This is a genomic window from Brevibacillus sp. BD137, assembly GCF_041644655.1.
Classification (GTDB): Bacteria; Bacillota; Bacilli; order Brevibacillales; family Brevibacillaceae; genus Brevibacillus; species Brevibacillus brevis_D.
This window is the reverse complement of record NZ_JAOTNO010000003.1, coordinates 570,771-592,331: the sequence shown is the minus strand read 5'-3', so window position 1 is coordinate 592,331 and position 21,561 is coordinate 570,771. Positions and strand designations below refer to the sequence as shown.

The following is a 21,561-nucleotide window of genomic DNA, read 5'->3' as shown; positions in this document are numbered from 1 at the left end:
CATGCTTTTTAGGCTTCTCGAAGCTGTTGAATCACTTCTGCTGCGAACTGATCTGTAAAATGGATGTGTCCATTTTCCTGTACGATCCGACCTTCCTCCTTGCGACGATCCAGCCACTCGCTAATCCAGCCCGGAGCGTAGCCGCCTTGCCCGAATTCTCCGCCAAATGCGATCATTTTCTCATAGACAGCCAGGTACTGTTCGCGAGTGGTATCGGGATATGACTTCGTGTAAAGCCAAAACTGCACATCGTACATCAGATACGAGAGTTCATCCGCATGAAAAGAGAAAAAGCCTTTTTCCTCTACAATTCGTGTACAAATGCTGCGTATTTTCTGTTCGATTTGTTCCACTTCCGATACGGGCGTGCACAGCTCCTCCAGCAAGGAAGAAAACTTTCCGTGGGCTACTTTATAAAGAGCCGCTTCCTTGTCCTCCTCGGAGGTATCATATTCTTCTTCGCTTACCAACCCTCTGATAAACGCCTCGAAATTTTCAGCCAGGAAAGTAATTTCATAATCGCTTTCCTGATCGACGTGAATGACTTCGGGTTCACCATCTCTCCCGCATGCCCGATAATCTAGCATCACTACGTCATGACCTGCTGAAGGACAGTCGCAGATGACCACTCCAATGTCGGGATAGCCCCAGTCTTCAATCATAAATGGACTGCCGAGATCCCCGCAGAGCGAATAGCTTTTCTCGCGGCCAATGCCTAGAATGCCCGTAATGGCAATGTGATCCTCAGCCCAGGAGGTAGGGTCCTCTGTTGGGAAGCACGTGTTCTTCGGAATGCCGCCATTCTGCTGTTTCATGAGTGCAAGATAGGAGGCAGGGAGCTTGTATCCTAGCTCTTCCTCGATCGATGCGATCAGTTCATCCGTGGGTGGCGCGGATTGATATGCCTTTTTTGCGTACTCGCTGTCGTCCCAAAAGTCTTCAAACGACATGTTCGAAAAAGGAACTTCCTCCGATGCTGAACCCTCAACAGCCGCTGCCCTTTTGGCTGCCATCCGAAGCTCTTGTCTTTGCTGCTTTTCCGCTTTTTGCAAGCTCCACTTTAGCCATGATTCGGTATTCTGATTGCCGGTTTCTAATTTGTCTGAGGTACGGAATGCTTGTGCCGCCTCTTCATATCTTTTCAAATAATAGAGGGCATAACCTACTCGAAAGTGCCAGACCGGATCTTGTTGACCTGCTTCAGCAATTTTCTCCAATTGGTTGAGCGCCTCATCATAAAGCCCCAAGTTGTTATAAGCTCTGCCCAGTCGGCTGACCGCCTCATACTCTCGTTCCTCCTCGGGAACGGTTAGCAGCAAGTCCACAATTCGCTGCTGTTCGTCTTCTTCATGCCAGCGATTCAATTGTTCGATAAGTACCTGATCCATTGCAACCTCCTAAACGATTCTTTTTCTTAGATGCCAGCCACGCGGGGCTACCACCATCTACCAAATGATTATGTATTCCTATAAGATTAATTTATTTCGTGTTGTTTGTGCATAGCTGATCTAGAAGGGGATTGAGTAAGATGGATATCCATGATGTATGGTTCGATTTTGCCGCAGCCTTTGTACAGAAAAAGAATGCTTCGGGCTGGAACACACTGACCTCACAGGAACAAGAGATTGCCGCCTTATGGTTGTTGGAAGCTGATGTATATAACGGCGGGTTTTTGCAGTTTTTTTGCAACTGGGGGGAAGAGGCATATATCTACGCGGTACGGGCCTTACAAGCCATCGGGGCAGTCCATGCACTCGAAATCGTCCAGTCGGGATATGCCTGCATCGAGCATTTGTCAGAGGACAACCGCCTCACCCAACTTTGGGATATTCCACAGTTTCTTACTGAGGAAGAGGCAGAACGGCTGGATAAGCTTGATCAGAGCTTCTGGGAAGACCAGGATCGCATTGCAGAAGTTGCCCATCGATATTACGTACAGCAGTTGGGAATACCCACCCCGTCATAAGGAGACGTGGGTGGGGTACAGACTATCATAGGAGACACCGATGCCTATTCGACAGCACGTTCCCCTTCTGACTGGAGCATAAGCAGCAGCTCTTGAATAGCGGGAGCGAGCTTATCATTCTCTTCCATAATCGCAGTGAAAACGGGAATGGCGTCTTTTAGCAGCAAATAACTGAAGGAATAATAGCTGAAAAATGCTTCCTGCTCGTAGCCCCGCGGCTCCTCTTCTTCCCACCATAATTCATCGTCTTCCTCGTCCTCCGGCCACAAGTACTTTTCGTCCAATAGCTCGTTCATGGTCTCAACCGCATGTTGTGAATCCATTTCGTCCACGTTTATAGCAGAAGCTACAGCCAAGTACAACTGAATTTCCTGCAAAGAGACTTGCTCTGGTTTTTGCTTGGAAAGCTCCTGCAGGAGTATCAGCAGCACCCACGGCGTCGTCTGCCACAAGGTGCTTTGGTGTTCGATTAGATTGGCCAATTCCGCATATTGCCCGGACTCTATAAGCCGCAGAATGTCCGTCCCTCTGCCATAGGCTGTCGTCAAACGTTGCCAAGGAATGTTGTTTGTCAGGTGGGGGAAAGTGTACATCTCAATAGCCTCCCTTACAGGTCATATTTGCACTTAGTGTTGCTGGTGAATATCCATCTGCTCATGCTTTGGGGGAACTCGTCGATTACGGCAAGAAGAATTGTATATATCGATTTCACCCAGACTCTCCCTAAAAATAGTTGCAGTATTTTCTAGTCACCTAGGTTCTCTCTTATTGTCGAAAAGCCCTCTTTTGCCAATCAATATTGCCCGCATTAAACATAGTTTAGTGAGTAACGTGGCCAGATGTTCGTTGATGAGCGATATTCCTGCAATTTTTTTCTCTATTGTCCAACAATTGAAAGTAGTAGAGGAGTGTGAAATTTAGCAGAAGCAATACCGCGGGTTCTATTTTCATATAATTGATAAAATGGTATATATTGGTGATGCTTGAGTGTAGTATCATGTAGGAAAATAGATATAATTTTATCGGGCGAGGGGATATCGTTGCAAACCAAAGTAAACAAACTAGAAATATTGAATAAGCTCGTTTACGATAATTTGGCACGAATGCTAAAAAAGCTGAACAAACGTATTCATATCAAGATGTATGCACTCGTTTACGATAAAAAGCAATCTCTCGTAGAGACGATCCGTGTGAAGAAAACGGTGGCAAACGGAGAAAATTCAACATCCATCTCCCAGGATGCACTGCATTCAATAGCGAATGTGTACGCCGAGCTCAAGGTTGATCCCGCGTATACAGGAAGTACCTATGACGATTTCAAAAACTATGTGAATCGGATTTGGTATAAGCAGTATCGCCAAACAGACACAATCAAAAGCCAAAGTAAGACAACTTCCCTCTCTGGCATTGAAGGTGAACATACCGAAAGTGTTGAGAGTCATATGAATGACACTCGTATCCTCTACGTAAATCGAATCCCTTTTCAATCTGGTAAATCCACTTTTTTCGTTGTATACATACTAGAAGTTCGAAATATCGAGCAAGAAACTCGACAGTTGTTTTATACGAAACCCGAAATTTCTTTCTTAAGAATGCTAATGGATTATTTCTTCAGTGATTTTTTCGATCTTACCAATAATGCTGTGAAAATCAAAAAAGACAACATCATTACGAGAAAATATAACGAGGATAGTACTCAGTTCAATAGAAGATTAACAAGGCTTTTTTTCGGAAAAATGCAAAGTTATCTCCAGAACAATTCCAAGTTTGATGAATTGGGGTCTATATTTGACCATGAGCAGCGCAATCAATACTACGTAAATAACTTGCTTGAGAAAATGGATGATATTTCAAATTTAACCTATGAAAGTTCCAGTCCCTTTGGTTCGATCCTTTTCATCAATAAAGACGTCATAGAGCAGCAATCAATTATTCGTTTTACGATCACTTTTACGAAAGAGGATCGCATTGGATTAGAGGATGCCAAGCGGATTCGTAAGCTTCTAGAGCTTACCAATGTGGACAAGGACCTGTATTTGATTTCCGACGAAAAGGAAATATACGGTTTAGGGGAAGTGAATTGGAATTTGCAAAAGGGCGCATTGGCGCTGAGGCTCGATTTCACTGGACTATCGAAGTACAATCTTGTTCTCGTGCGTACAGAGGCTGAGACTGCAATTGGTGGTAAGTTGTTCATTGAAGATGAGAAAAAATATTACAGCTCGAACCTTAGCTTAATCGAAACGAGGCTCCTATCTGTCTCCTTCAAAAATCCAAGATTGGGGGAAGAAGGCTACAGCTCCGAGAAATTTAAACACCTCTTAAAAAAAATATTTTGGGAGCAGGTTGACTACGATCAAATTAAGCACAAAATGGAGAGTCTTGACTATATCGTCCGCAAAGCACGGGAGCAAAAGCACGGTACTATGGTGGTAATCACCGAACCGTTAACTGCCAAGCAAGAAATGAGCAAGCTCAGTAAGCAGTCGACACTAATCGAGCCTGGAATCATCAATCCAGAATATATAAAGTTTTTAACCTCGATTGATGGTGCGATCTATTTTGATACAGACGCAAATTGTCATGCTATTGGGGTTATTTTAGACGGTATAGCTAAGGAGTATATTGGAGATGCCAGCCGAGGTGCTCGATATAATTCCGCACATCGCTATTTGTATAAGCTAAAAGACGATGAACATAAGAAATGCGTCATCGTCATTATCTCTGAGGATGGCATGGTAGACCTGATTCCAGAATCGGAACATGAAGATATGCTACTTGCGTTAGCCGAAGAAATCATTGACATGATTTATGAAGAGACTCCCGATGGAGAAAAACTGAAGGAGAAGGAAGATATCCTTCTACAATCAAAAATTGTCGATAGCGATTGGTTGTTTAATATTGCTGAAGTGTACTATGAAAATGATGAATATGAGAGAGCCATCGACTTTTTCGAATATGGTAACGAGAGGGCAGAGAAAAGCTATATTCCCCCTCAATATTATAATCTGTTAGGCAATTGTTATTATTATGATCAGAGATATGAGGATTCTATCAACATGTACCGATTGGCAATTGAAGACAAGGTTAATAACAAAGGCAAGCAAAGCTACTTGGGAAATATAGGATCTAGCTACCTTTCAGTCGCTTTGGAATTGAAGAACGACAAGAATGATTATAAAAAGGAGTTAACGGAAGCAATCGATTGGTTGTCCCAAGCCATTGAATTAGAGCGAACTCTTTTCAGCAGACTATCAACAAGAAACTTTTATACTAGAGGCAGAAGTTACTTGGAATTAAGCGATTTGGAGGAAAATCAAGAAAAGAAAACTTTATTATTAACACATTCCATTGAGGACTATAGTCAAGCTATTGCATTAGATCCCGAAAATCATAATTGGTATTGGAGTAGATATTGTTGTTATATTCGATTAGGTAAAGTAAAGGAAGGTATCGAAGATTTAATTCAGGCTGAATATATTAAGCATCACGATATGCATATTAATAGCTTGTCCCGCTTGTTAGTCAAACAACCAGACCTTATTACTCTATCGATCGAATTCTACGAAAAAATAGCAGGACAGAAGGAAGGGCCACTAGAACTAGTAGAATTACTTACTAAATTCATGGCGATGGCCGAGGCTAGCAAACATGCCGATGTTGCTGTTGGAAATTCATCTGATACGGATGAAAGCAAGAATTAAAGAAGAACATACAACCTTTTAGCATTAGTTAATATTTTTAGCCAAGGAGATTATATATGAGTGAGAGTGATGAACCAATTAGGATCACTCTCCTTTTTACATTTACAGAAAATGTAGAGAACCATATCGGTGTAGCGGAGAAAATAAAAGGTTGTTGATTCAATGGGAACAGCAAACCAAAAGCTTTAACCCTTGCAAGAAGCAGAGTTAAGGCCTTGGTTTTTTTATGTTCCTATAACCTTTTCTAGACAATCCTCTCTTTTTTACCAACATTAAATAGTTATTAATCCTCTAATTATAATAGATAATTGAATCAATAAATAATTTCTATGATATAGTTATAGTTGTGAAAGGTAAGATGTTTTCGTAGCGTCTTGCAACGGGGCAAGGAGCTACTACTTCTTTTTTACAAAAACAGTAGATAAGGAAGGGTAATATGAGCTCCATACAGCAAAAAACAGACGTTATTTTGATTGGTGCAGGTGTCATGAGCGCAACTCTGGGAGCATTACTAAAAGAATTGGCACCGGAGTTGGAAATCAAAGTTTTTGAGAAACTCGCAAAAGCAGGCGAGGAAAGCTCGAACGAATGGAATAATGCGGGTACTGGCCACGCGGCACTCTGTGAGCTGAACTATACATCCGAGAAAGCTGACGGGTCTATAGATATTAGCAAAGCGATTAAAATCAATGAACATTTTCAGCTGTCCAGACAATTCTGGGCTTACCTTGTAAAAAACAATCTCATCCAAAATCCGCAAGACTTTATCATGCCAATACCTCATATGAGTATGGTGCAAGGTGAAAAGAATGTAAGCTTTTTGAAGAAGCGTTTTGAAGCGCTGGCAAACAATCCTCTCTTTCAAGGGATGGAATTCTCTGATGACCCTGAAAAACTGAAGGAATGGATTCCGCTCATCATGGAAGGCCGCGCATCGAATGAACCAATAGCTGCAACAAAAATAGACTCTGGTACGGATGTCAATTTTGGTGCTTTGACACGTATGTTGTTTGATTATCTGAAGACGAAAGACGTCGCGATTAACTACAAACATGCTGTTGAGGATATCAAACGTACGAGCGACGGCATGTGGAAATTGAAAGTGTACAATATGGGCACTGGTAACATCGAAGAGCATATTGCCAAATTCGTCTTTATCGGCGGTGGCGGCGGTAGCTTGCATCTGCTCCAAAAAACCGGTATTCCAGAGTCCAAACATATCGGCGGTTTCCCGGTAAGTGGATTGTTCATGGTTTGTAAAAATCAGGAAGTCGTTGAGCAGCACCATGCAAAAGTGTACGGTAAAGCAAAGGTTGGCGCTCCTCCAATGTCGGTACCGCATCTGGATACCAGATACATCGACAACAAAAAATCCTTGCTGTTTGGACCTTTTGCGGGATTCTCGCCAAAGTTCTTAAAAACAGGGTCCAATATGGATTTGATCACTTCCGTAAAACCGAACAACGTCATCACGATGTTGGCGGCAGGCGTAAAAGAAATGGCATTGACCAAATACCTGATTGAGCAAGTTATGTTGTCGCATGAAAAACGCATGGAAGAACTACGGGAGTTCATTCCGAATGCGAAAAGCGAGGATTGGGGTATCGTGGTAGCGGGCCAACGCGTGCAGGTTATCAAGGATACACCAGCAGGAAAAGGTACCCTTCAATTTGGTACAGAAGTGGTTAGTGCCGCTGATGGCTCCGTAGCTGCATTGCTCGGCGCATCTCCGGGTGCTTCTACAGCTGTTCAGGTTATGCTTGAGGTATTAGAAAAATGCTTCCCGCAACGTATGGCAGAGTGGGAACCGAAAATCAAAGAAATGATTCCTTCTTATGGCGTGTCACTCATGCAAAACCAAGAGCTTCTCCACGAGATTCAACGTTCGACTGACGAGGCGCTGGGTCTAAGCGAGAAGGAACTGGCTTATAGTTAATTAGTTAATGGCAATCTTACAGTGAACCTTCGATCCGTTTTTGGATTGGAGGTTCTTTTTTTCATAGAAGGCTAAAGGACAAAATTCAAGAGGAAAGCAGAGCAAGGATGAAAAGCTTGAAAAAATAAAAAGAAATAAATATACTATACTGTGCTACGATATAATGAAAATGATTATCATTACCAAAAGGGAAATAGGAATAGGAGACACTGATTTATGAAAAAGAATAGCACTAATTTGTTCGCAGCACTTTCTTTCATTCTGGCAAGCTGCCTGTTCCTCACCGGCTGCGGTGCTAGCCAGGAACAAATGTCTACTGCCGGTAACAATCAATCATCTGCCCAGCGGGTCATTGAACATTATTCCGGAAAAACGACGATAAAAGGGGAACCGAAGAAAATTGCAGTGCTTGATTATCGGCTGGCTGACTCTCTTTACGCTCTTGGCATCAAGCCCTATGCCATGGCATCCTACCAGGGAGAAACGAACCTGGAATACATGGAGGGGAACCCGTTTGAAGGCGTGAAAAATCTGGGAGATGACCCGAATCTGGAAGCGATTCTGGAGGCAGAACCTGATTTGATCATAGGCAGGGAAGTCCATGCTAAAATTTATGACGAAGCATCGAAAATAGCTCCTACAATCATTTTACCAGACCAGAATGATTGGCGATTTGCTTTCCGTGAATTAGCGAGCATGCTTGGCAAGGAAAGGGAAGCTGACACATGGTTGGCACGCTATGATCAAAAAGCCGAGGAAGCCAAGAAAAAGCTGGCGAAAAAAGTTGGCAAAGATGAAACTGTGCTCTACATGCGGGTCATGGCAAAAGAATATCGGGTTCACGGTCCGAATCAACTGTTTGGCGCGACGATTGCCCGCGATTTGGGATTGAAGCCGCTCCCTCAAGTGGAAGCTATGAAAAAGTTTGAAGTTATTTCTATGGAAAAATTGCCGGAGCTGAATCCAGATCATATTTTCATCCAGATCGGAAATCCAGCCAAGGGTCCAGACGAAGAATCCGATAAGAGATTCCAAGAGTTAACTAACAGCGCTGTATGGAAGCAGTTAAAAGCAGTCAAAAACAATCATGTATATGTCGTTCCTCACTGGATCATAAGTGATTTCCCCCACATCAAGGAGAAATCGATAGAGCTTGTCCTTGAAAAAATGAAAGCAGAGTAAGTCAGGGCCGCGTTCATTCGGCAAGCTAAGTTTAGGCATAGATTCATATCGAAGCCACTCTGATGATTTGGGGTGGCTTTGTCTGTTATCCGAAGGAGTGAACGATCACTGACTGATTATGACTATTAATGATTGTTTTTGATTGAATTTGAATGTATAATCAAAATCAATCCTGGTGCAACTAGGAGAAGGGAGGATACGATGCTAACCCCTGAACGTCATCAACTGATAGTAGCTTTAGTGAAAGAAAAAGATATTGTGCGCATTCATGAGCTTGTGGAAGCGACTGGAGCATCGGAATCGACGATCCGGCGAGATTTAAGCGAATTGGAAGAACAGCGCTTGCTTAAACGCGTGCACGGAGGGGCGTCTGTGCTACAAAGCAAAATCGAAGAGCCGACGATTCTGGAAAAATCGGTCAAGCATGAGCGGGAGAAACTTGCGATCGCCAAATATGCCGCCAGTTTGATAAAACCACACGACTCTATTTTCATCGATGCGGGAACTACGACGTATCAGATGCTGCCCTATTTACCTTACGAAAATATCATGGTCGTTACCAACGGGGTGGACATTGCCCTTCAGCTTATCAAGCGAAATATCAGGACGATCCTGCTGGGCGGAGAATTGAAAGCGGCTACACTGTCGATGGTGGGGCGTGATGCGATCACTGCGCTCAGTCAATACCGATTCGACAAATGCTTTCTCGGGACCAACGGCATTGACCAGCATCACGGCCTGACCACACCTGACCCGGATGAGGCATACGTCAAGCAACTGGCCTTGCAATTTTCTGACGAGCGATTTGTCTTGACCGACTCTGACAAGTTTTCCAGGGTCACCTTTGCCAAAGTGGGAGACCTGCAAGGCATCACGGTAATCACGGATGACGGTTTGAGCGAAGAGGAACAACAAGTTTACGGCAGATTATCAACTCTTAAAGTGGTGAAAGCATGATTTACACAGTAACCCTGAACCCATCGATTGACTACCACTTGTGGATCACTGCTCTGTCGCAAGGAACTATTCATCAGGCCCAAAAAGAGTGGAAGGTCGCTGGCGGAAAAGGCATAAATGTATCAAAGGTTCTCCGCGTACTCGGGGAAAACAGCACGGCGCTGGGGTTTGTCGGCGGGTTTACGGGAGCGTTTATTCAACAGCAGATCGAGCAAGCCGACATCTCTCATGACTTGATTCAAATCGGACAGGATTCCAGAATCAATTTAAAAATAAAGGCGCAGACCGAAACGGATATCAGCGGTGTCTCACCGGACATCCCGGAAGAAGCGCTCCAAAGGCTGATGCAACAGATCGACAGCTTGCAGAGCGGCGATTATCTGGTACTCGCGGGAAGCGTGCCGAAAAGCTTGCCGTCTGATATGTACCAGACGATCATGAAGCGGCTGCGTGGCAAGGGCGCACGTATCTTCCTCGACGCAAAGGGGAAAGCGCTTGAAACCGGTTTGTCGGAGGAGCCTTTTCTCATCAAGCCCAATCATCATGAGTTGGGGGAACTGTTTGGGGTGACGATTGCCACACCAGCAGAGGCGATCGAGATGGCGCGTAAGTCTTTGCAAATGGGTGCAAAGAACGTCATCGTGTCGATGGCTGGTCAGGGTGCTGTATTTGTCAATCGGCAAGCGGCCTATGTCGCCCAGATTCCGCAGCGCAAACCAGTCAATTCGATCGGTGCCGGAGACTCGATGGTTGCCGGATTCCTTTATGGCTATAGGCAGGGAATGGATACGGAAGCGTCGTTTCGTTTTGCCGTCGCTGCGGGGAGCACGACTGCCCTGTCGGAAGGCTTCTGTACACATGAAAAGATAAAAGCATTTCTTCCGGAAATCACAATAACCGCCATTTGATAAAGGGGGTTCAACGATGAATAACGAGATTCGCATTGCCGATTTGCTAAAAGCTGAAACGATTCTTTTCCCTCTGTCTGCTTCCTCCAAGGAAGCGGTCTTAGATGAGTTGATTGAAAAATTGGACGAAGCTGGACGGCTCAACAGCAAGGAAGAAATGAAGCAGGCCATTCTCGCCCGCGAGGCACAAGGCTCCACCGGAATTGGAGAAGGAATCGCTATCCCGCATGCCAAGACAGCAGCGGTCAAAACTCCTAGCATTGCGTACGGTTTTTCCAAAGAGGGTGTTGATTTTGACTCGTTGGATAACCAAAAAGCACATCTTTTCTTCATGATTGCGGCTACTGAGAACGCCAACCAGGCCCATCTCGAAACATTGGCGTTGCTTTCTCAGATGCTCATGGATGAAGCATTTCGTCAGGAGCTGACGCGTGCAGAAACGAAGGAACAGGTGCTGGAGATTATCACGCGCAAAGAAAAAGAAATCCAGGGCGAAAATGAAAGCGTTGTAGAGAGCAAGGAGCTAGAAGAGCAACAGGAAAGACAAGAGACCTCAAAGAAACAGCCGATAAAAGTAGTTGCGGTAACCGCTTGCCCGACCGGGATCGCCCATACGTACATGGCCGCCGATGCGCTGAAGAAAAAAGCAGCAGAGCTGGGGATTGCCATCAAGGTAGAGACGAACGGTTCCGGGGGTGTGAAAAACAAGCTTTCTTTGCAGGATATTGAGGAAGCGACAGCGGTGATTGTAGCTGCTGACAAGCAAGTGGAGATGGAACGCTTTGCTGGCAAGATCGTGATTGAAGTGCCGGTTGCCGAAGGGATACGCAATACCGAAGAACTGCTTCAGCGCGCAGTAGAGCAAAAGGGAAGCATTTACCGCGGAGGCGGGACCAGCTATCAGGACGATATCCAAGAAGCAAAGGCGGAGAAAAAAGCGAAGCAGCCTGCTTTTTACAAGCACCTGATGAACGGTGTATCCAACATGCTCCCGTTTGTCGTGGGTGGCGGGATTATCATTGCGCTAAGCTTTATGTTTGGGATCAAGGCGTTTGATCCAAACGATCCGTCCTTCCATCCGCTGGCTAAAGTCCTGATGGATATAGGTGGAGGAACTGCGTTCAAGCTGATGATCCCGGTATTGGCCGGGTTTATCGCCAAGAGCATCGCTGACCGCCCGGGTTTTGCTCCCGGTATGGTAGGAGGCTTGTTGGCGGCTACTTCCGGCTCGGGGTTCCTCGGAGGAATCATCGCAGGGTTCCTGGCCGGATATATTGTGGTCGGATTGAAAAAAGTGTTGGCTGGACTACCCGAATCGTTAGAAGGTATCAAGCCGATGCTGTTGTATCCGCTGTTTGGGATTTTGCTTACAGGCTTTGTCATGGTGTACGTAGTATCTGACCCAATCGCTGCCGCCAATACGGCGCTGGGTGACTGGTTGAAAAACATGGGCACTGGTAACGCCGTCATCCTTGGTGTGATTTTGGGTGCAATGATGGCCTTTGACATGGGTGGCCCTGTCAACAAAGCAGCATTTACGTTTGGGATTGCGATGATTGCTGATGGAAATTATACCCCTCACGCAGCCATTATGGCGGCAGGGATGACTCCACCGCTCGGAATCGCTTTGGCGACAACGTTGTTCAAGAAGAAATTTACCACGGAAGAGCGGCAGGCGGGTAAAACTGCTTACGTCCTGGGAGCATCCTTCATTACGGAGGGGGCGATCCCGTTTGCGGCGGCTGATCCGACACGCGTCATTCCTTCGCTCGTAGTTGGCTCTGCCGTAGCTGGCGGGTTATCGATGCTGTTTGGGTGCACATTGCCAGCCCCTCATGGCGGAATATTCGTTTTGCCGGTAATCGGCAACTGGCCGCTTTACCTTGTTTCCATTCTTGCCGGAACAATGGTTACGGCACTCATGCTAAAAGTTCTGAAAAAAGATGCGGTAGAGTAAAAGGAGCTGGAACCAGATGTTGACCAAAACTTTCACCATTCAAAATCCGACTGGACTGCACGCCCGTCCGGCAACGTTATTCGTACAAAAGGCTACCTCGTTTCCTTGTGAGGTAAACGTGATCAAGGGCACGAAAAAGATCAATGGTAAAAGCATCATGGGCTTGATGACACTGGGTGCGAAGATGGGGGAGCAAATCACCCTTGAAATCACTGGAGATCAGGCAGAGCAAGCAATGGAGGAGCTTGGCAAATTGCTCATGTCAGTTCACGGGTAACATGACAGGAAGCCCCCTCTGGACACCAGGGGGTGCGGCTTCGATAAGGAGCGATTGTAATGCTGCAAAAAGGGATCGCTGCAGCTCCCGGAATCGTGATTGGACGAGCTGTTGTACAAAAGGAAGAGATGGTTCAGTATGAACGACGCATCCTTGACCAAGATGAGGTGGCCGCAGAACTTGCGCGATTTCGGGAAAGTGTGAGAGCGGCAGATCTGGAGCTCGAGCAAGTCAAGAAGAAGGTCCGCCACGAGATGGGCGAAGAAGAAGCGAGAATCTTTGAAGCCCACCAGCTTTTTTTGCAGGACCCGGAGTTTATTGGTGCCATTGAGGAGAAGCTGGAATGCGAAAGAGTGAATGCGGAAGCAGCTCTGGAGGAGGTTCGTGACAGCTTTGTCGCCATTTTTGAGAGCATGGATGACGAGTACATGCGGGAGCGGGCGGCGGATTTGCGCGATGTCAGTCAGCGTCTGCTGAAGAATCTGCTCGGCATACACGATCAGTTGCAAGCGGATTTCGCTGAGGCGGTGGTGCTGGTTGTACACGATCTGACGCCATCCGATACGGCACAGTTGGACAGGGAAAAGGTAAAAGGATTTGCAACGAATATAGGCGGTCGCACGTCTCACTCCGCCATCATGGCACGCACCATGGAAATCCCGGCGGTGGTAGGCATGTCGGACATTACAGAGCAGCTGCAAACCGGGGATCTGGTCATCGTCGACGGCCTTGAGGGCGAGGTACACATTCGACCGGACGAAGCTGTCGTCGCAGCCTATGAAGCCAAGCAGCAGGCCTACTGGAAACAAAAAGAGGACTGGGCTCGTCTGGTTCATGAAGAAAGTGTTACCGCCGATGGGCACCGCGTGGAATTGGCAGCCAACATCGGGAATCCGCGGGACGCCGTGCAGGCCGTTGAAAACGGCGCCGAGGGAATCGGATTGTTTCGTACCGAATTTCTCTATATGGGGCGGGAGCAGTTCCCTACGGAAGAAGAGCAGTTTGCGGCTTACAAAGCAGTTGCAGAAACCATGGGCAAGGATCGACCAGTTGTCATTCGAACATTGGACATCGGCGGGGACAAGGAGCTTTCCTACCTCGATCTGCCGAAAGAATTGAATCCGTTTCTAGGCTATCGAGCCATCCGGCTTTGCCTGGATCGCGTGGAACTGTTTAAGACGCAGTTACGCGCTTTGCTTCGGGCAAGTATATACGGCAATATCAAAATCATGTATCCAATGATCGCCACTATAGCTGAGCTGCGTCGAGCGAACCAGATCCTGGACGAAGTGAAGGCAGAGCTGCGCAACCAAAGCATTTTGTTTCACGATCATTTGGAAGTAGGAATCATGATCGAGGTGCCAGCTGCCGCGATTATCGCAGACCAGCTCGCCAAGGAAGCCGATTTCTTCAGCATCGGGACCAATGATTTGATTCAGTATGTGATGGCAGCGGACAGAATGAACGAGCAGGTCGCCTACTTGTACGATCCGTACCATCCCGCCATTTTACGGCTGGTGAATCAGGTAATCAAGGCGGCCCATCAGGAAGGCAAATGGGTCGGCATGTGCGGAGAAATGGCCGGGGAGGAATTGGCGATCCCGATTCTGCTCGGGTTGGGACTGGATGAATTCAGCATGAGTGCCACTTCCGTTCTCCGGGCCCGCGATTTGCTGAGAAAGCTGGATTACAAGTCGCTACAGGAAACAGCACAACACGTCCTCGCCCTGGAGAGCGGCGAAGAGATCAGAGCCTTTATCAAAGAGGAAATTTTAAACAAGCTGTAATGGCCGGTATAGTTGGGAAAATGATAAGGCTCCGCCATGATGTGTGGCGGAGCCTTCATTCATCTAAAAACGTTAAACCAACACTACTCTACTACCGCCTCTAATGTCACATCCACCTTCACAGTCCTTGTAACCGACTCATCTTCCTTAGAAGTAATCGTCACATACAGCGTAACGGTCTCTTCACCTTCGGCAGGCAGCTCCTTCAAAATCCCCTCATCGTCGATAAGCGCCTCATCAGAGCTCTTCGTCACCTGATAAGTCACATCATTGCTCTCTTCCGGCAGGGCAAGCACTGGTTGATCCAGCTCTGTAATGTTCGCAACCTCAAACTCGAATTGCTCCTCGGCTTCTTCCACTACCTTAGACAAAACCGCGTTTTTATCAGAGGCCTTAATCATGAAGGATTTCCAAGCCTCGTATTCTTTTACAATCTGTTCACCCTTCGGCTTGCTTTGGTCAACGACTCGACCGACGAGCTTCAGCTTGTATTTGCCTGGATCGAGCTTCTTCGCTACTTGGCCACCATCGTAGTAGGTACCATCGAGATTAGAGAAGGTGATAGGGCCTGGCGCGATCAACGCGTAATTGTTGAACACGGATGCGAGCGTACCGACGTATTTATCGTCCAAGTTCCATGCCTCAACAGAGATCTGGTTCACGTCTTTGGCTTGCAGCTCGGCTTCGAGTGTGAACGAATCCTCATTGCCATCGCCATCAGGCGTAATTGTCGTGTCGGAGAGCTTCAGGTTGTCGAAACCAAAGTTGGTATCCTCACGCTTTTCTCCCACGTGTACAGCAAACGGCAGGCGCAGGTCAGGGTTTCCTTTGGCTGTCAGCAGGACTTCCCCTTCATACACGCCGTCTTTTGCATCGGAGTCCACAGTCAGGTTGAGCTCAAATGTGGCTTCAGCGCCTTTTTTAGCGGAGATGGAATTGTCGGAGATTTCCACATCGATGTCATCCACATCTGGCGTTTTGGAGCCTGGCTTGTACGGATCTGTCGTGACGGATGGATGCATGATCACTTTTGCATCGTAAGAAACATCCTTTTTGGACAGGTTTTTCAGCTGGAGTGTTTTCGTGACGGTATTGCTGCCAGCCTTCAGCAAGCCAAAGGAAACGTTATCCGCATAATACGGAATGGTCTTCGGTTCAAAATCTTCGCCCAAAATGGTGAGCTGCTCTACCGTTGTCAGAACAGCAGGTGTTTTGGATGCGGCATGGCCGTTTACGCGGCCTGCACCTTGGGAGTACACATCGTACAGCGTGCCGTCTGGGCTATACAGCGGTTTGGAGGTATTCGCGAGCGCTGCCTTGATATCGGCAGGTGTCCAGTCCGGATGCGCCTGTTTCATCAACAGAGCAAGACCGGAAACGTGCGGAGCCGCCATGCTTGTACCGTTTAAACGAGCGTATGCCTTATCGTACTTAGCGTCAGGGATCAGCTTGCTCCAAGATGGATAGCTGGACAGAACCGCTACACCTGGCGCAGCCAGATTCGGCTTGATGCTGTAATCGTCGCCCATGATTGGACCGCGTGAGCTAAAGCCGGCGATGCGGTCGCCCGGGTCATTTGTGCTTGGGTATTTTTCTGAGAACGTAAACGTCAGTGTTTTCGCTTTTTCAGAGTTAGCCAGCAGCTCTTTTGCCAGTGTCCGGCCTTCCAGACCCTTCATGTCAAAGGTAGGGATTGCTTCGATCTGGTCACCCAGGATCGTGTCGACATAGCCCTCGCGATCACGGATATCCAGGTCAGCTACGCCATCCCCGTCGACGTCGTTACCGTTAAAGACCACGATAGCGACAGCACCAGCTTTTCGGGCGTTTTCGATTTTTTCCGTGAAGCCGAGAGAACCGCGGGAAACGAGAGCGACTTTGCCTTTTACATTTGCCTTTTCAAAATCGCTGCGAGAGCCAAGGTTGGCATAGACGACTGGCAGCGGTTTGGTTCCGATGATGGAGGCGAAGTTATCCTTTCTGACCTGCCATGCCATCACAGGGAATTCGTAATTGGCTCCGAAGGACGAGGTTGCTGAGCCGTCATATTGCACGGTAGGGGAATCTACCGCTGCAACTGTGATCGGTAGCCTCGCTCCAGAAGGTGATCCCGCCGTGTAGTAATGTCTGCCGCGCTCATCGTCGGCCGAATTCCCACCCGATACAACCGTAATCACACCAGACAGCACCGCGTTATTCACAGCGATGGCATCTGGGGAGTCAGAGTCCTTCTCCAAAGCGGAGCCAAGCGACAGGTTAATGACATCCATGCCGTCTTTCACCGCTTTTTCGATACCGTCGATGACCTGAGCGGAGCTTCCGCCGCCTCGGCCCAATACACGGTAAACGTAGAGGTCTGCACCGTAGGCAACCCCTTTTACCTGCACATCTGAGGTTTTGTTTTTGGCGCGTCCTACGATCGTGCCGGATACGTGAGTTCCATGGCTGGAGCCTTCATATCCTTTTCCATCGCGGTCATCTTCCACAGGGATGGGTGCTTCTTCATACGGGTCTTTGTCATTGTCGAAAGAGTCATATCCGCCTTTATAAGCATCCTTGAGATCAGGGTGCTTGTAATCGACACCCGTATCGATGACGCCGACCTTCAATCCTTTCCCTGTCAAACCTTCCTTCCACATATCGAGCACGCCAATTTGTTGGAGAGGGGCCTGATCCCATTTGGTGGACGATGCTTTCTCGCTGACGGCATCAATTTCGGGAAGCTCATAATACGTATTTTGATAAATGCGTTTCACCTGTGGCAGTGCAGCCAGCTCTTCCAGCTCGTCGGCTGACACCGTTACTTCCATTCCGTTGAATACATGCTCAAACTTGCGCTTTACCTTCAATTTGACCTTGTTGTCTTTTGCTTCATCGAGGAAGGAGGCTTGTTCATCCTCTACTTTCGCTCGCAACGATCTAACGGAAGATTCTGAACCTTCACTATGTTTAGCTGTGATCGAAGGTTCACTTTGCAGCTCAATAATGACATTGACGTTTTTGCTGGAACTGGTGTTCAGCAGGGGGGAGATTTTCGAGATTTCGGAGCCAATCTCTACTTCCGCATTGGTATACTCGTTTACTTTTTCCCAATCCTGTTCACTAAACTCCGCCGCTGCCAGTGCATTGTAAGGAAGGCCACTCAGCATGAGTGCTGCTGCAAGCGTAAGAGAAGCGAGTGTACGCATCTTCTTCATCAGTCCACTCTCCTTTAAAAAATATGTATAAGACGATTTGCATAAGTATTTCTCTTCTCGTAAGACTACTCCTTTTATTGAGAAAAAGCTTTTTATCGGGTAAATTCGTCAAAAAATGACAAAATAGACTGTATTCTCGATCTATTTAGGGAGAATATGGTAGAAATTTGTTGTTTTTTGCCAATTTATTTTCTATATTTTTCATAAGACATAGGTCAGGAGAGGATAATCGATGATCAAGTTGAAAAATATCGGGAGTTTCCAAGAGCTGCCGGAAATCGCGATGCATATTTATCAAGGAAATGTCACGGCTTTGCAAGAAGCGATTGCGGCGGGCTGGGATATAGAAAAGGGGATCGTGCTAAGCGAATATACGACGATAAGTCCGTTGGATCTGGCACTTGTATCGGAGAAACTAGATGTTGTTAAGCTGCTGGTAGAGCATGGCGTTAATCTGAATGTCAAAAATAAACCGGCTTTTTTGAAGGCCGTACGTTATGGCAAGGAAGAGATCGTTCGCTATGTTGTAGCGCAAGGCGCCAAGCTGGACATGGTCAATCAGGTGCGCTCAGGCGCTTATTCGGAGGCTTACTACGGCAACAAAAAGAACATCCCGCTCATTCAAGAGCTTGGACTGGATATAAGACTGCATGGCGGCGATGTATTGCGTAAAGCCGTGTCGGATCATGACCTTTCGACTACGGCCTACTTGCTCGATCATGGGGTGGACATCAATTACAACAAACCGGATATGGTGTATCCGTATCAAGCGACCCCATTAACAGTTGCCACGCGCATGGGGAATATCGCCATGGTCAGGTATTTGGTTGAACGCGGTGCGGACGTTATGGTTGCGGAAAAGGGTGGAGAGCGGCCTTATACCATCGCCGTCAGCAATAAAAATACGGAGTTGGCTGCGTATTTGAAATCGCTGGAACCTGCCGAGCTACATGATGTGGAGAATAAAAAGTACGAGCTGCAAAAATATAAACTGACCGACGAACTGATTGGCTTTCTTACCGGAGAAGAGCTGCGTCTTGAGCTGGCGGACAATGAGTATGACATCGCGTATATCGACTTTTTCACATTGACCGATACGATTGAGATGAAAATCGGTCGGCAAAAGCTGCTGCGTTTGTCTGCCGAAATCGACAACTACTCCCATCTGCATCTCGTGTGGAATCCGAAGAAAAAAGGGAGCATCGGCTGCTATGATGAGGAGCATAAGGAGTATGCGGACTTGTGCAGTTTTACGGAATTTCTTGCGCAGCCAGAGGTGTATCTGATCAAGTTTATGGAAGGCGAATTAGATTCGATGTAAAAGGAAAAGATCACAAGCGCCCTCGATAATTCGGGGGCTTGACAGTAAAATTTATCCAATGGTAAGATCGTGAGCAAGAAACGAAAGGAGGAGGATTAAACATGTTCGCATACGTAATCAAGCCTGAAACAAACAATGTAGCGATAAAATCCAACTCCATAGGTATGCCTTTTACGCAATTGCGCTGTTGAAGGGTGAGCCAACTCCGTTTCTCTTAGACTGCGGATAACGCTCCTACGATAACTGAATAGCCTCAAGCGTAAAGGCTGCGATACCATGCTGCATTTTTTCATCCAGACGGAAGAAATGAGCATGAAAGCGGCTTTTTCTATTGAAAAACAAAGAACATATGTTCCTATAAAACAAATAAAGGTGGTCTTCTTTTGAGCAACACGCCGCTCAAATATTTCATCAATCCGGAAGTAAAAGTGGAAAACAATGCGGTAGAGGAGCTTCAGCGGCTTTTAGAGGTGAATGAAACAATTGCAACGCTGCAAAAGCATTCACCCGATTATTTTGACGATCCCAATACCGGGGTTTTGGAAGTAGCCATTACGCCCGATTTTCACAAAGGAAGCGGCATCCCTGTAGGCACGACGCTGTTTACACGTGGGTTTGTACTGCCGCAAGCGATTGGCAACGACATTAACTGCGGGATGCGTCTGTATGTCACGGATTTGCACGAGGAACAGATTCGCACAAATCTGGATGCCATTGAAAGGAATGTGCGCCATGTTTTTTTTGAAGGGGGTCGCAATATTCCCATGACGCGGAATATGCGCGAGAAAATGTTCAAGGAAGGCCTGATCGGCATACTGGACAGCCACAAGGAAGCGAATGGCGAGGGAATTTGGCGTTATTACAACGAGAAGCAGCAGGAGCTAGATTTGAACCATGTCAATAAAATGGGGTCTTTTATCGCGGAATCGACGATTGGCCTCGATGACTTTCTCGGTCCTGCCGAGCTTTCCCGGGATGCACAAATCGGCTCGCTTGGCGGCGGGAATCATTTTTTTGAGATTCAGGTGGTCAAAAAAGTGCATCAGGGCTCTATCGCCAGTCAGTGGGGGCTGAAGGAAGGGCAAGTCGTCCTCATGATTCATACCGGCTCTGTTTCTATTGGTTATCACAGCGGGGCATGGATCAAAGAGATGCTGAAAAAGATGTACCCGACGTCCTTGAAGCATCCAGATAACGGCATGTATCCACTGCCTCTTTCGGAGCGTTCCCTTCCACAGTGGAAAATGTTTTGGAGTCTCCTGCACAATGCGGCGAACTTTGCATTTGCCAATCGATTGATGCTGGGGCTGATGATGTACAAATCGATTTCCGATGTGCTGGGCGATTTTGAACACAGGCTGTTGTACGATGCGCCACATAATTATTTGTGGGAAGAACAGCTAGAGCAGGTGGGCGGATTTTTGCATCGAAAAGGATCGTGTACGGCGAAATCGGCTGAGCAAATGATGGGCACGCCGTTTCAGTATACGGGCGAACCAGTGTTTATTCCCGGTTCCATGGGCTCGCATAGCTTTATTTTGGCGGGGCTAGGCAACCGGGATAGCTTGTATAGTGCAAGCCATGGCGCAGGTCGTGCACTTTCTCGCGGCGATGCTGTGAAAGTGGATGATGACCGGTTTCGCGAGTTTCTCGCCAACTTCCGTGTGATCAATCCAATTGATCCGAAGCGGGCGGACTTGCGCGGACGGAGCGATATTTTGAAGAAATGGGAAGAAGAGCTAAAAAAAGAGGCGCCGTATGCCTATAAAGATATTACTCCGGTGATTCAGTCGCATGTGGATCATGGGATGGCTGAGATTGTGGCCGAAGTGGCGCCGATTGCTACGGTGAAAGGCTAGATAGGAACCTCCGAGCATTCGGAGGCTTTTCTTCTTGATAGGAATAAAAAAGAGACCGTTCAGAATTAAACGGTCTCCCCTTGCCCTTGTACTTCACTCACGAAGGCATGTGTATTCTCTTCTGTGTCTTTGAAGAAGGTCATCCACGTTTCCGTTTGCCCCATTTTGGCTACGAGATGTGGCTCGTCGATAAACGTAACGTCCCTTTTTTTACATTCTTCAAAAGCGATTTGAATGTCATCCACTTGAAAGTAAAGGACGGAGCTGGCGTGTGCAAATTGTTCTTTTTCCGGTAGGCTTAGCATGAGGCGAAGTCCGTTACATTCAAAGAACGCCATATTGCCTGTCTGAAACAAAAGAGGGAGCCCGAGTTGCTCTTTGTAAAAATGGACGGCCTTTTCCAGGTTTTTGACAGGGATGCCGATTTGCCCTACTTTTTGAATCAGGTTCGTTTGCATGATAAAGTCCCCCTTCTGTTCGCGTTTCCTTATCAGCATAAACGAATCCAAT

General features: G+C 47.0%; 15 protein-coding genes. 11 read left to right on the top strand and 4 right to left on the bottom strand.

The window, feature by feature from the left end:
- Positions 1-8: 8 nt before the first annotated feature.
- Positions 9-1,388, bottom strand: coding sequence for an SMI1/KNR4 family protein (locus ODZ53_RS09290; protein WP_372676747.1), 1,380 nt, complete (start codon positions 1,386-1,388; stop codon positions 9-11).
- Positions 1,389-1,519: 131 nt separating this feature from the next.
- On the opposite strand from ODZ53_RS09290, the gene ODZ53_RS09285 reads away from it, so the two are divergent.
- Complete coding sequence (locus ODZ53_RS09285) at positions 1,520-1,966, top strand: DMP19 family protein (protein ID WP_172139685.1); 447 nt, start codon at positions 1,520-1,522, stop codon at positions 1,964-1,966.
- A 44-nt stretch (positions 1,967-2,010) separates the two neighbouring features.
- On the opposite strand, the gene ODZ53_RS09280 is transcribed toward ODZ53_RS09285, so the two are convergent.
- Positions 2,011-2,559, bottom strand: coding sequence for a hypothetical protein (locus tag ODZ53_RS09280; protein ID WP_372676746.1), 549 nt, complete (start codon positions 2,557-2,559; stop codon positions 2,011-2,013).
- A 447-nt stretch (positions 2,560-3,006) separates the two neighbouring features.
- Here ODZ53_RS09280 and ODZ53_RS09275 point away from each other — a divergent pair, with 447 nt between their 5' ends.
- The 8 genes from ODZ53_RS09275 (at position 3,007) to ptsP (ending at position 14,674) form a co-directional block, all read left to right on the top strand.
- Positions 3,007-5,670 carry a tetratricopeptide repeat protein gene (locus tag ODZ53_RS09275; protein WP_372676745.1) on the top strand — a complete coding sequence of 888 codons (2,664 nt, stop codon included), beginning with the start codon at positions 3,007-3,009 and terminating at the stop codon, positions 5,668-5,670.
- 436 nt (positions 5,671-6,106) lie between these two features.
- A complete protein-coding gene (locus ODZ53_RS09270) occupies positions 6,107-7,606 on the top strand; it encodes a malate:quinone oxidoreductase (protein ID WP_199929495.1) in 1,500 nt (499 codons plus the stop codon).
- Positions 7,607-7,822: 216 nt separating this feature from the next.
- Positions 7,823-8,788, top strand: a complete 966-nt coding sequence (locus ODZ53_RS09265) for an ABC transporter substrate-binding protein (protein ID WP_372676744.1) — start codon at positions 7,823-7,825, stop codon at positions 8,786-8,788.
- 201 nt (positions 8,789-8,989) lie between these two features.
- Positions 8,990-9,745: a DeoR/GlpR family DNA-binding transcription regulator gene (locus ODZ53_RS09260; RefSeq protein WP_142497324.1), complete on the top strand. Its 756-nt coding sequence runs from the start codon at positions 8,990-8,992 to the stop codon at positions 9,743-9,745.
- Complete coding sequence (pfkB, locus tag ODZ53_RS09255; protein ID WP_372676743.1) at positions 9,742-10,653, top strand: 1-phosphofructokinase; 912 nt, start codon at positions 9,742-9,744, stop codon at positions 10,651-10,653. Before ODZ53_RS09260 ends, pfkB begins: the two co-directional genes overlap by 4 nt.
- 16 nt (positions 10,654-10,669) lie before the next feature.
- A complete protein-coding gene (locus ODZ53_RS09250) occupies positions 10,670-12,610 on the top strand; it encodes a PTS fructose transporter subunit IIABC (RefSeq protein ID WP_087348619.1) in 1,941 nt (646 codons plus the stop codon).
- A gap of 16 nt (positions 12,611-12,626) precedes the next feature.
- A complete protein-coding gene (locus ODZ53_RS09245) occupies positions 12,627-12,887 on the top strand; it encodes an HPr family phosphocarrier protein (RefSeq protein WP_372676742.1) in 261 nt (86 codons plus the stop codon).
- Between the two features lie 59 nt (positions 12,888-12,946).
- Positions 12,947-14,674, top strand: coding sequence for a phosphoenolpyruvate--protein phosphotransferase (gene ptsP / locus ODZ53_RS09240; protein WP_372676741.1), 1,728 nt, complete (start codon positions 12,947-12,949; stop codon positions 14,672-14,674).
- A gap of 83 nt (positions 14,675-14,757) precedes the next feature.
- Here ptsP and ODZ53_RS09235 read toward each other — a convergent pair whose 3' ends face one another.
- A complete protein-coding gene (locus ODZ53_RS09235; RefSeq protein ID WP_372676740.1) occupies positions 14,758-17,871 on the bottom strand; it encodes a S8 family serine peptidase in 3,114 nt (1,037 codons plus the stop codon).
- A gap of 232 nt (positions 17,872-18,103) precedes the next feature.
- Here ODZ53_RS09235 and ODZ53_RS09230 point away from each other — a divergent pair, with 232 nt between their 5' ends.
- On the top strand, positions 18,104-19,192 hold the full coding sequence (locus ODZ53_RS09230) for an ankyrin repeat domain-containing protein (protein WP_372676739.1): 1,089 nt from the start codon (positions 18,104-18,106) through the stop codon (positions 19,190-19,192).
- 383 nt (positions 19,193-19,575) lie between these two features.
- Complete coding sequence (locus ODZ53_RS09225; protein ID WP_372676738.1) at positions 19,576-21,051, top strand: RtcB family protein; 1,476 nt, start codon at positions 19,576-19,578, stop codon at positions 21,049-21,051.
- 65 nt (positions 21,052-21,116) lie between these two features.
- Here ODZ53_RS09225 and ODZ53_RS09220 read toward each other — a convergent pair whose 3' ends face one another.
- On the bottom strand, positions 21,117-21,509 hold the full coding sequence (locus ODZ53_RS09220; protein WP_372676737.1) for a VOC family protein: 393 nt from the start codon (positions 21,507-21,509) through the stop codon (positions 21,117-21,119).
- Between the last annotated feature and the right edge of the window lie 52 nt (positions 21,510-21,561).

What these genes read in the sequence shown, in the direction of transcription:
- ODZ53_RS09290 (WP_372676747.1), bottom strand. Translation starts at nt 1,388, where the DNA reads ATGGATCAGGTACTTATCGAACAATTGAATCGCTGGCATGAAGAAGAC.
- ODZ53_RS09280 (WP_372676746.1), bottom strand. Translation starts at nt 2,559, where the DNA reads ATGTACACTTTCCCCCACCTGACAAACAACATTCCTTGGCAACGTTTG.
- ODZ53_RS09270 (WP_199929495.1), top strand. Translation starts at nt 6,107, where the DNA reads ATGAGCTCCATACAGCAAAAAACAGACGTTATTTTGATTGGTGCAGGT.
- ODZ53_RS09265 (WP_372676744.1), top strand. Translation starts at nt 7,823, where the DNA reads ATGAAAAAGAATAGCACTAATTTGTTCGCAGCACTTTCTTTCATTCTG.
- ODZ53_RS09260 (WP_142497324.1), top strand. Translation starts at nt 8,990, where the DNA reads ATGCTAACCCCTGAACGTCATCAACTGATAGTAGCTTTAGTGAAAGAA.
- pfkB (WP_372676743.1), top strand. Translation starts at nt 9,742, where the DNA reads ATGATTTACACAGTAACCCTGAACCCATCGATTGACTACCACTTGTGG.
- ODZ53_RS09250 (WP_087348619.1), top strand. Translation starts at nt 10,670, where the DNA reads ATGAATAACGAGATTCGCATTGCCGATTTGCTAAAAGCTGAAACGATT.
- ODZ53_RS09245 (WP_372676742.1), top strand. Translation starts at nt 12,627, where the DNA reads ATGTTGACCAAAACTTTCACCATTCAAAATCCGACTGGACTGCACGCC.
- ptsP (WP_372676741.1), top strand. Translation starts at nt 12,947, where the DNA reads ATGCTGCAAAAAGGGATCGCTGCAGCTCCCGGAATCGTGATTGGACGA.
- ODZ53_RS09235 (WP_372676740.1), bottom strand. Translation starts at nt 17,871, where the DNA reads ATGAAGAAGATGCGTACACTCGCTTCTCTTACGCTTGCAGCAGCACTC.
- ODZ53_RS09230 (WP_372676739.1), top strand. Translation starts at nt 18,104, where the DNA reads ATGATCAAGTTGAAAAATATCGGGAGTTTCCAAGAGCTGCCGGAAATC.
- ODZ53_RS09220 (WP_372676737.1), bottom strand. Translation starts at nt 21,509, where the DNA reads ATGCAAACGAACCTGATTCAAAAAGTAGGGCAAATCGGCATCCCTGTC.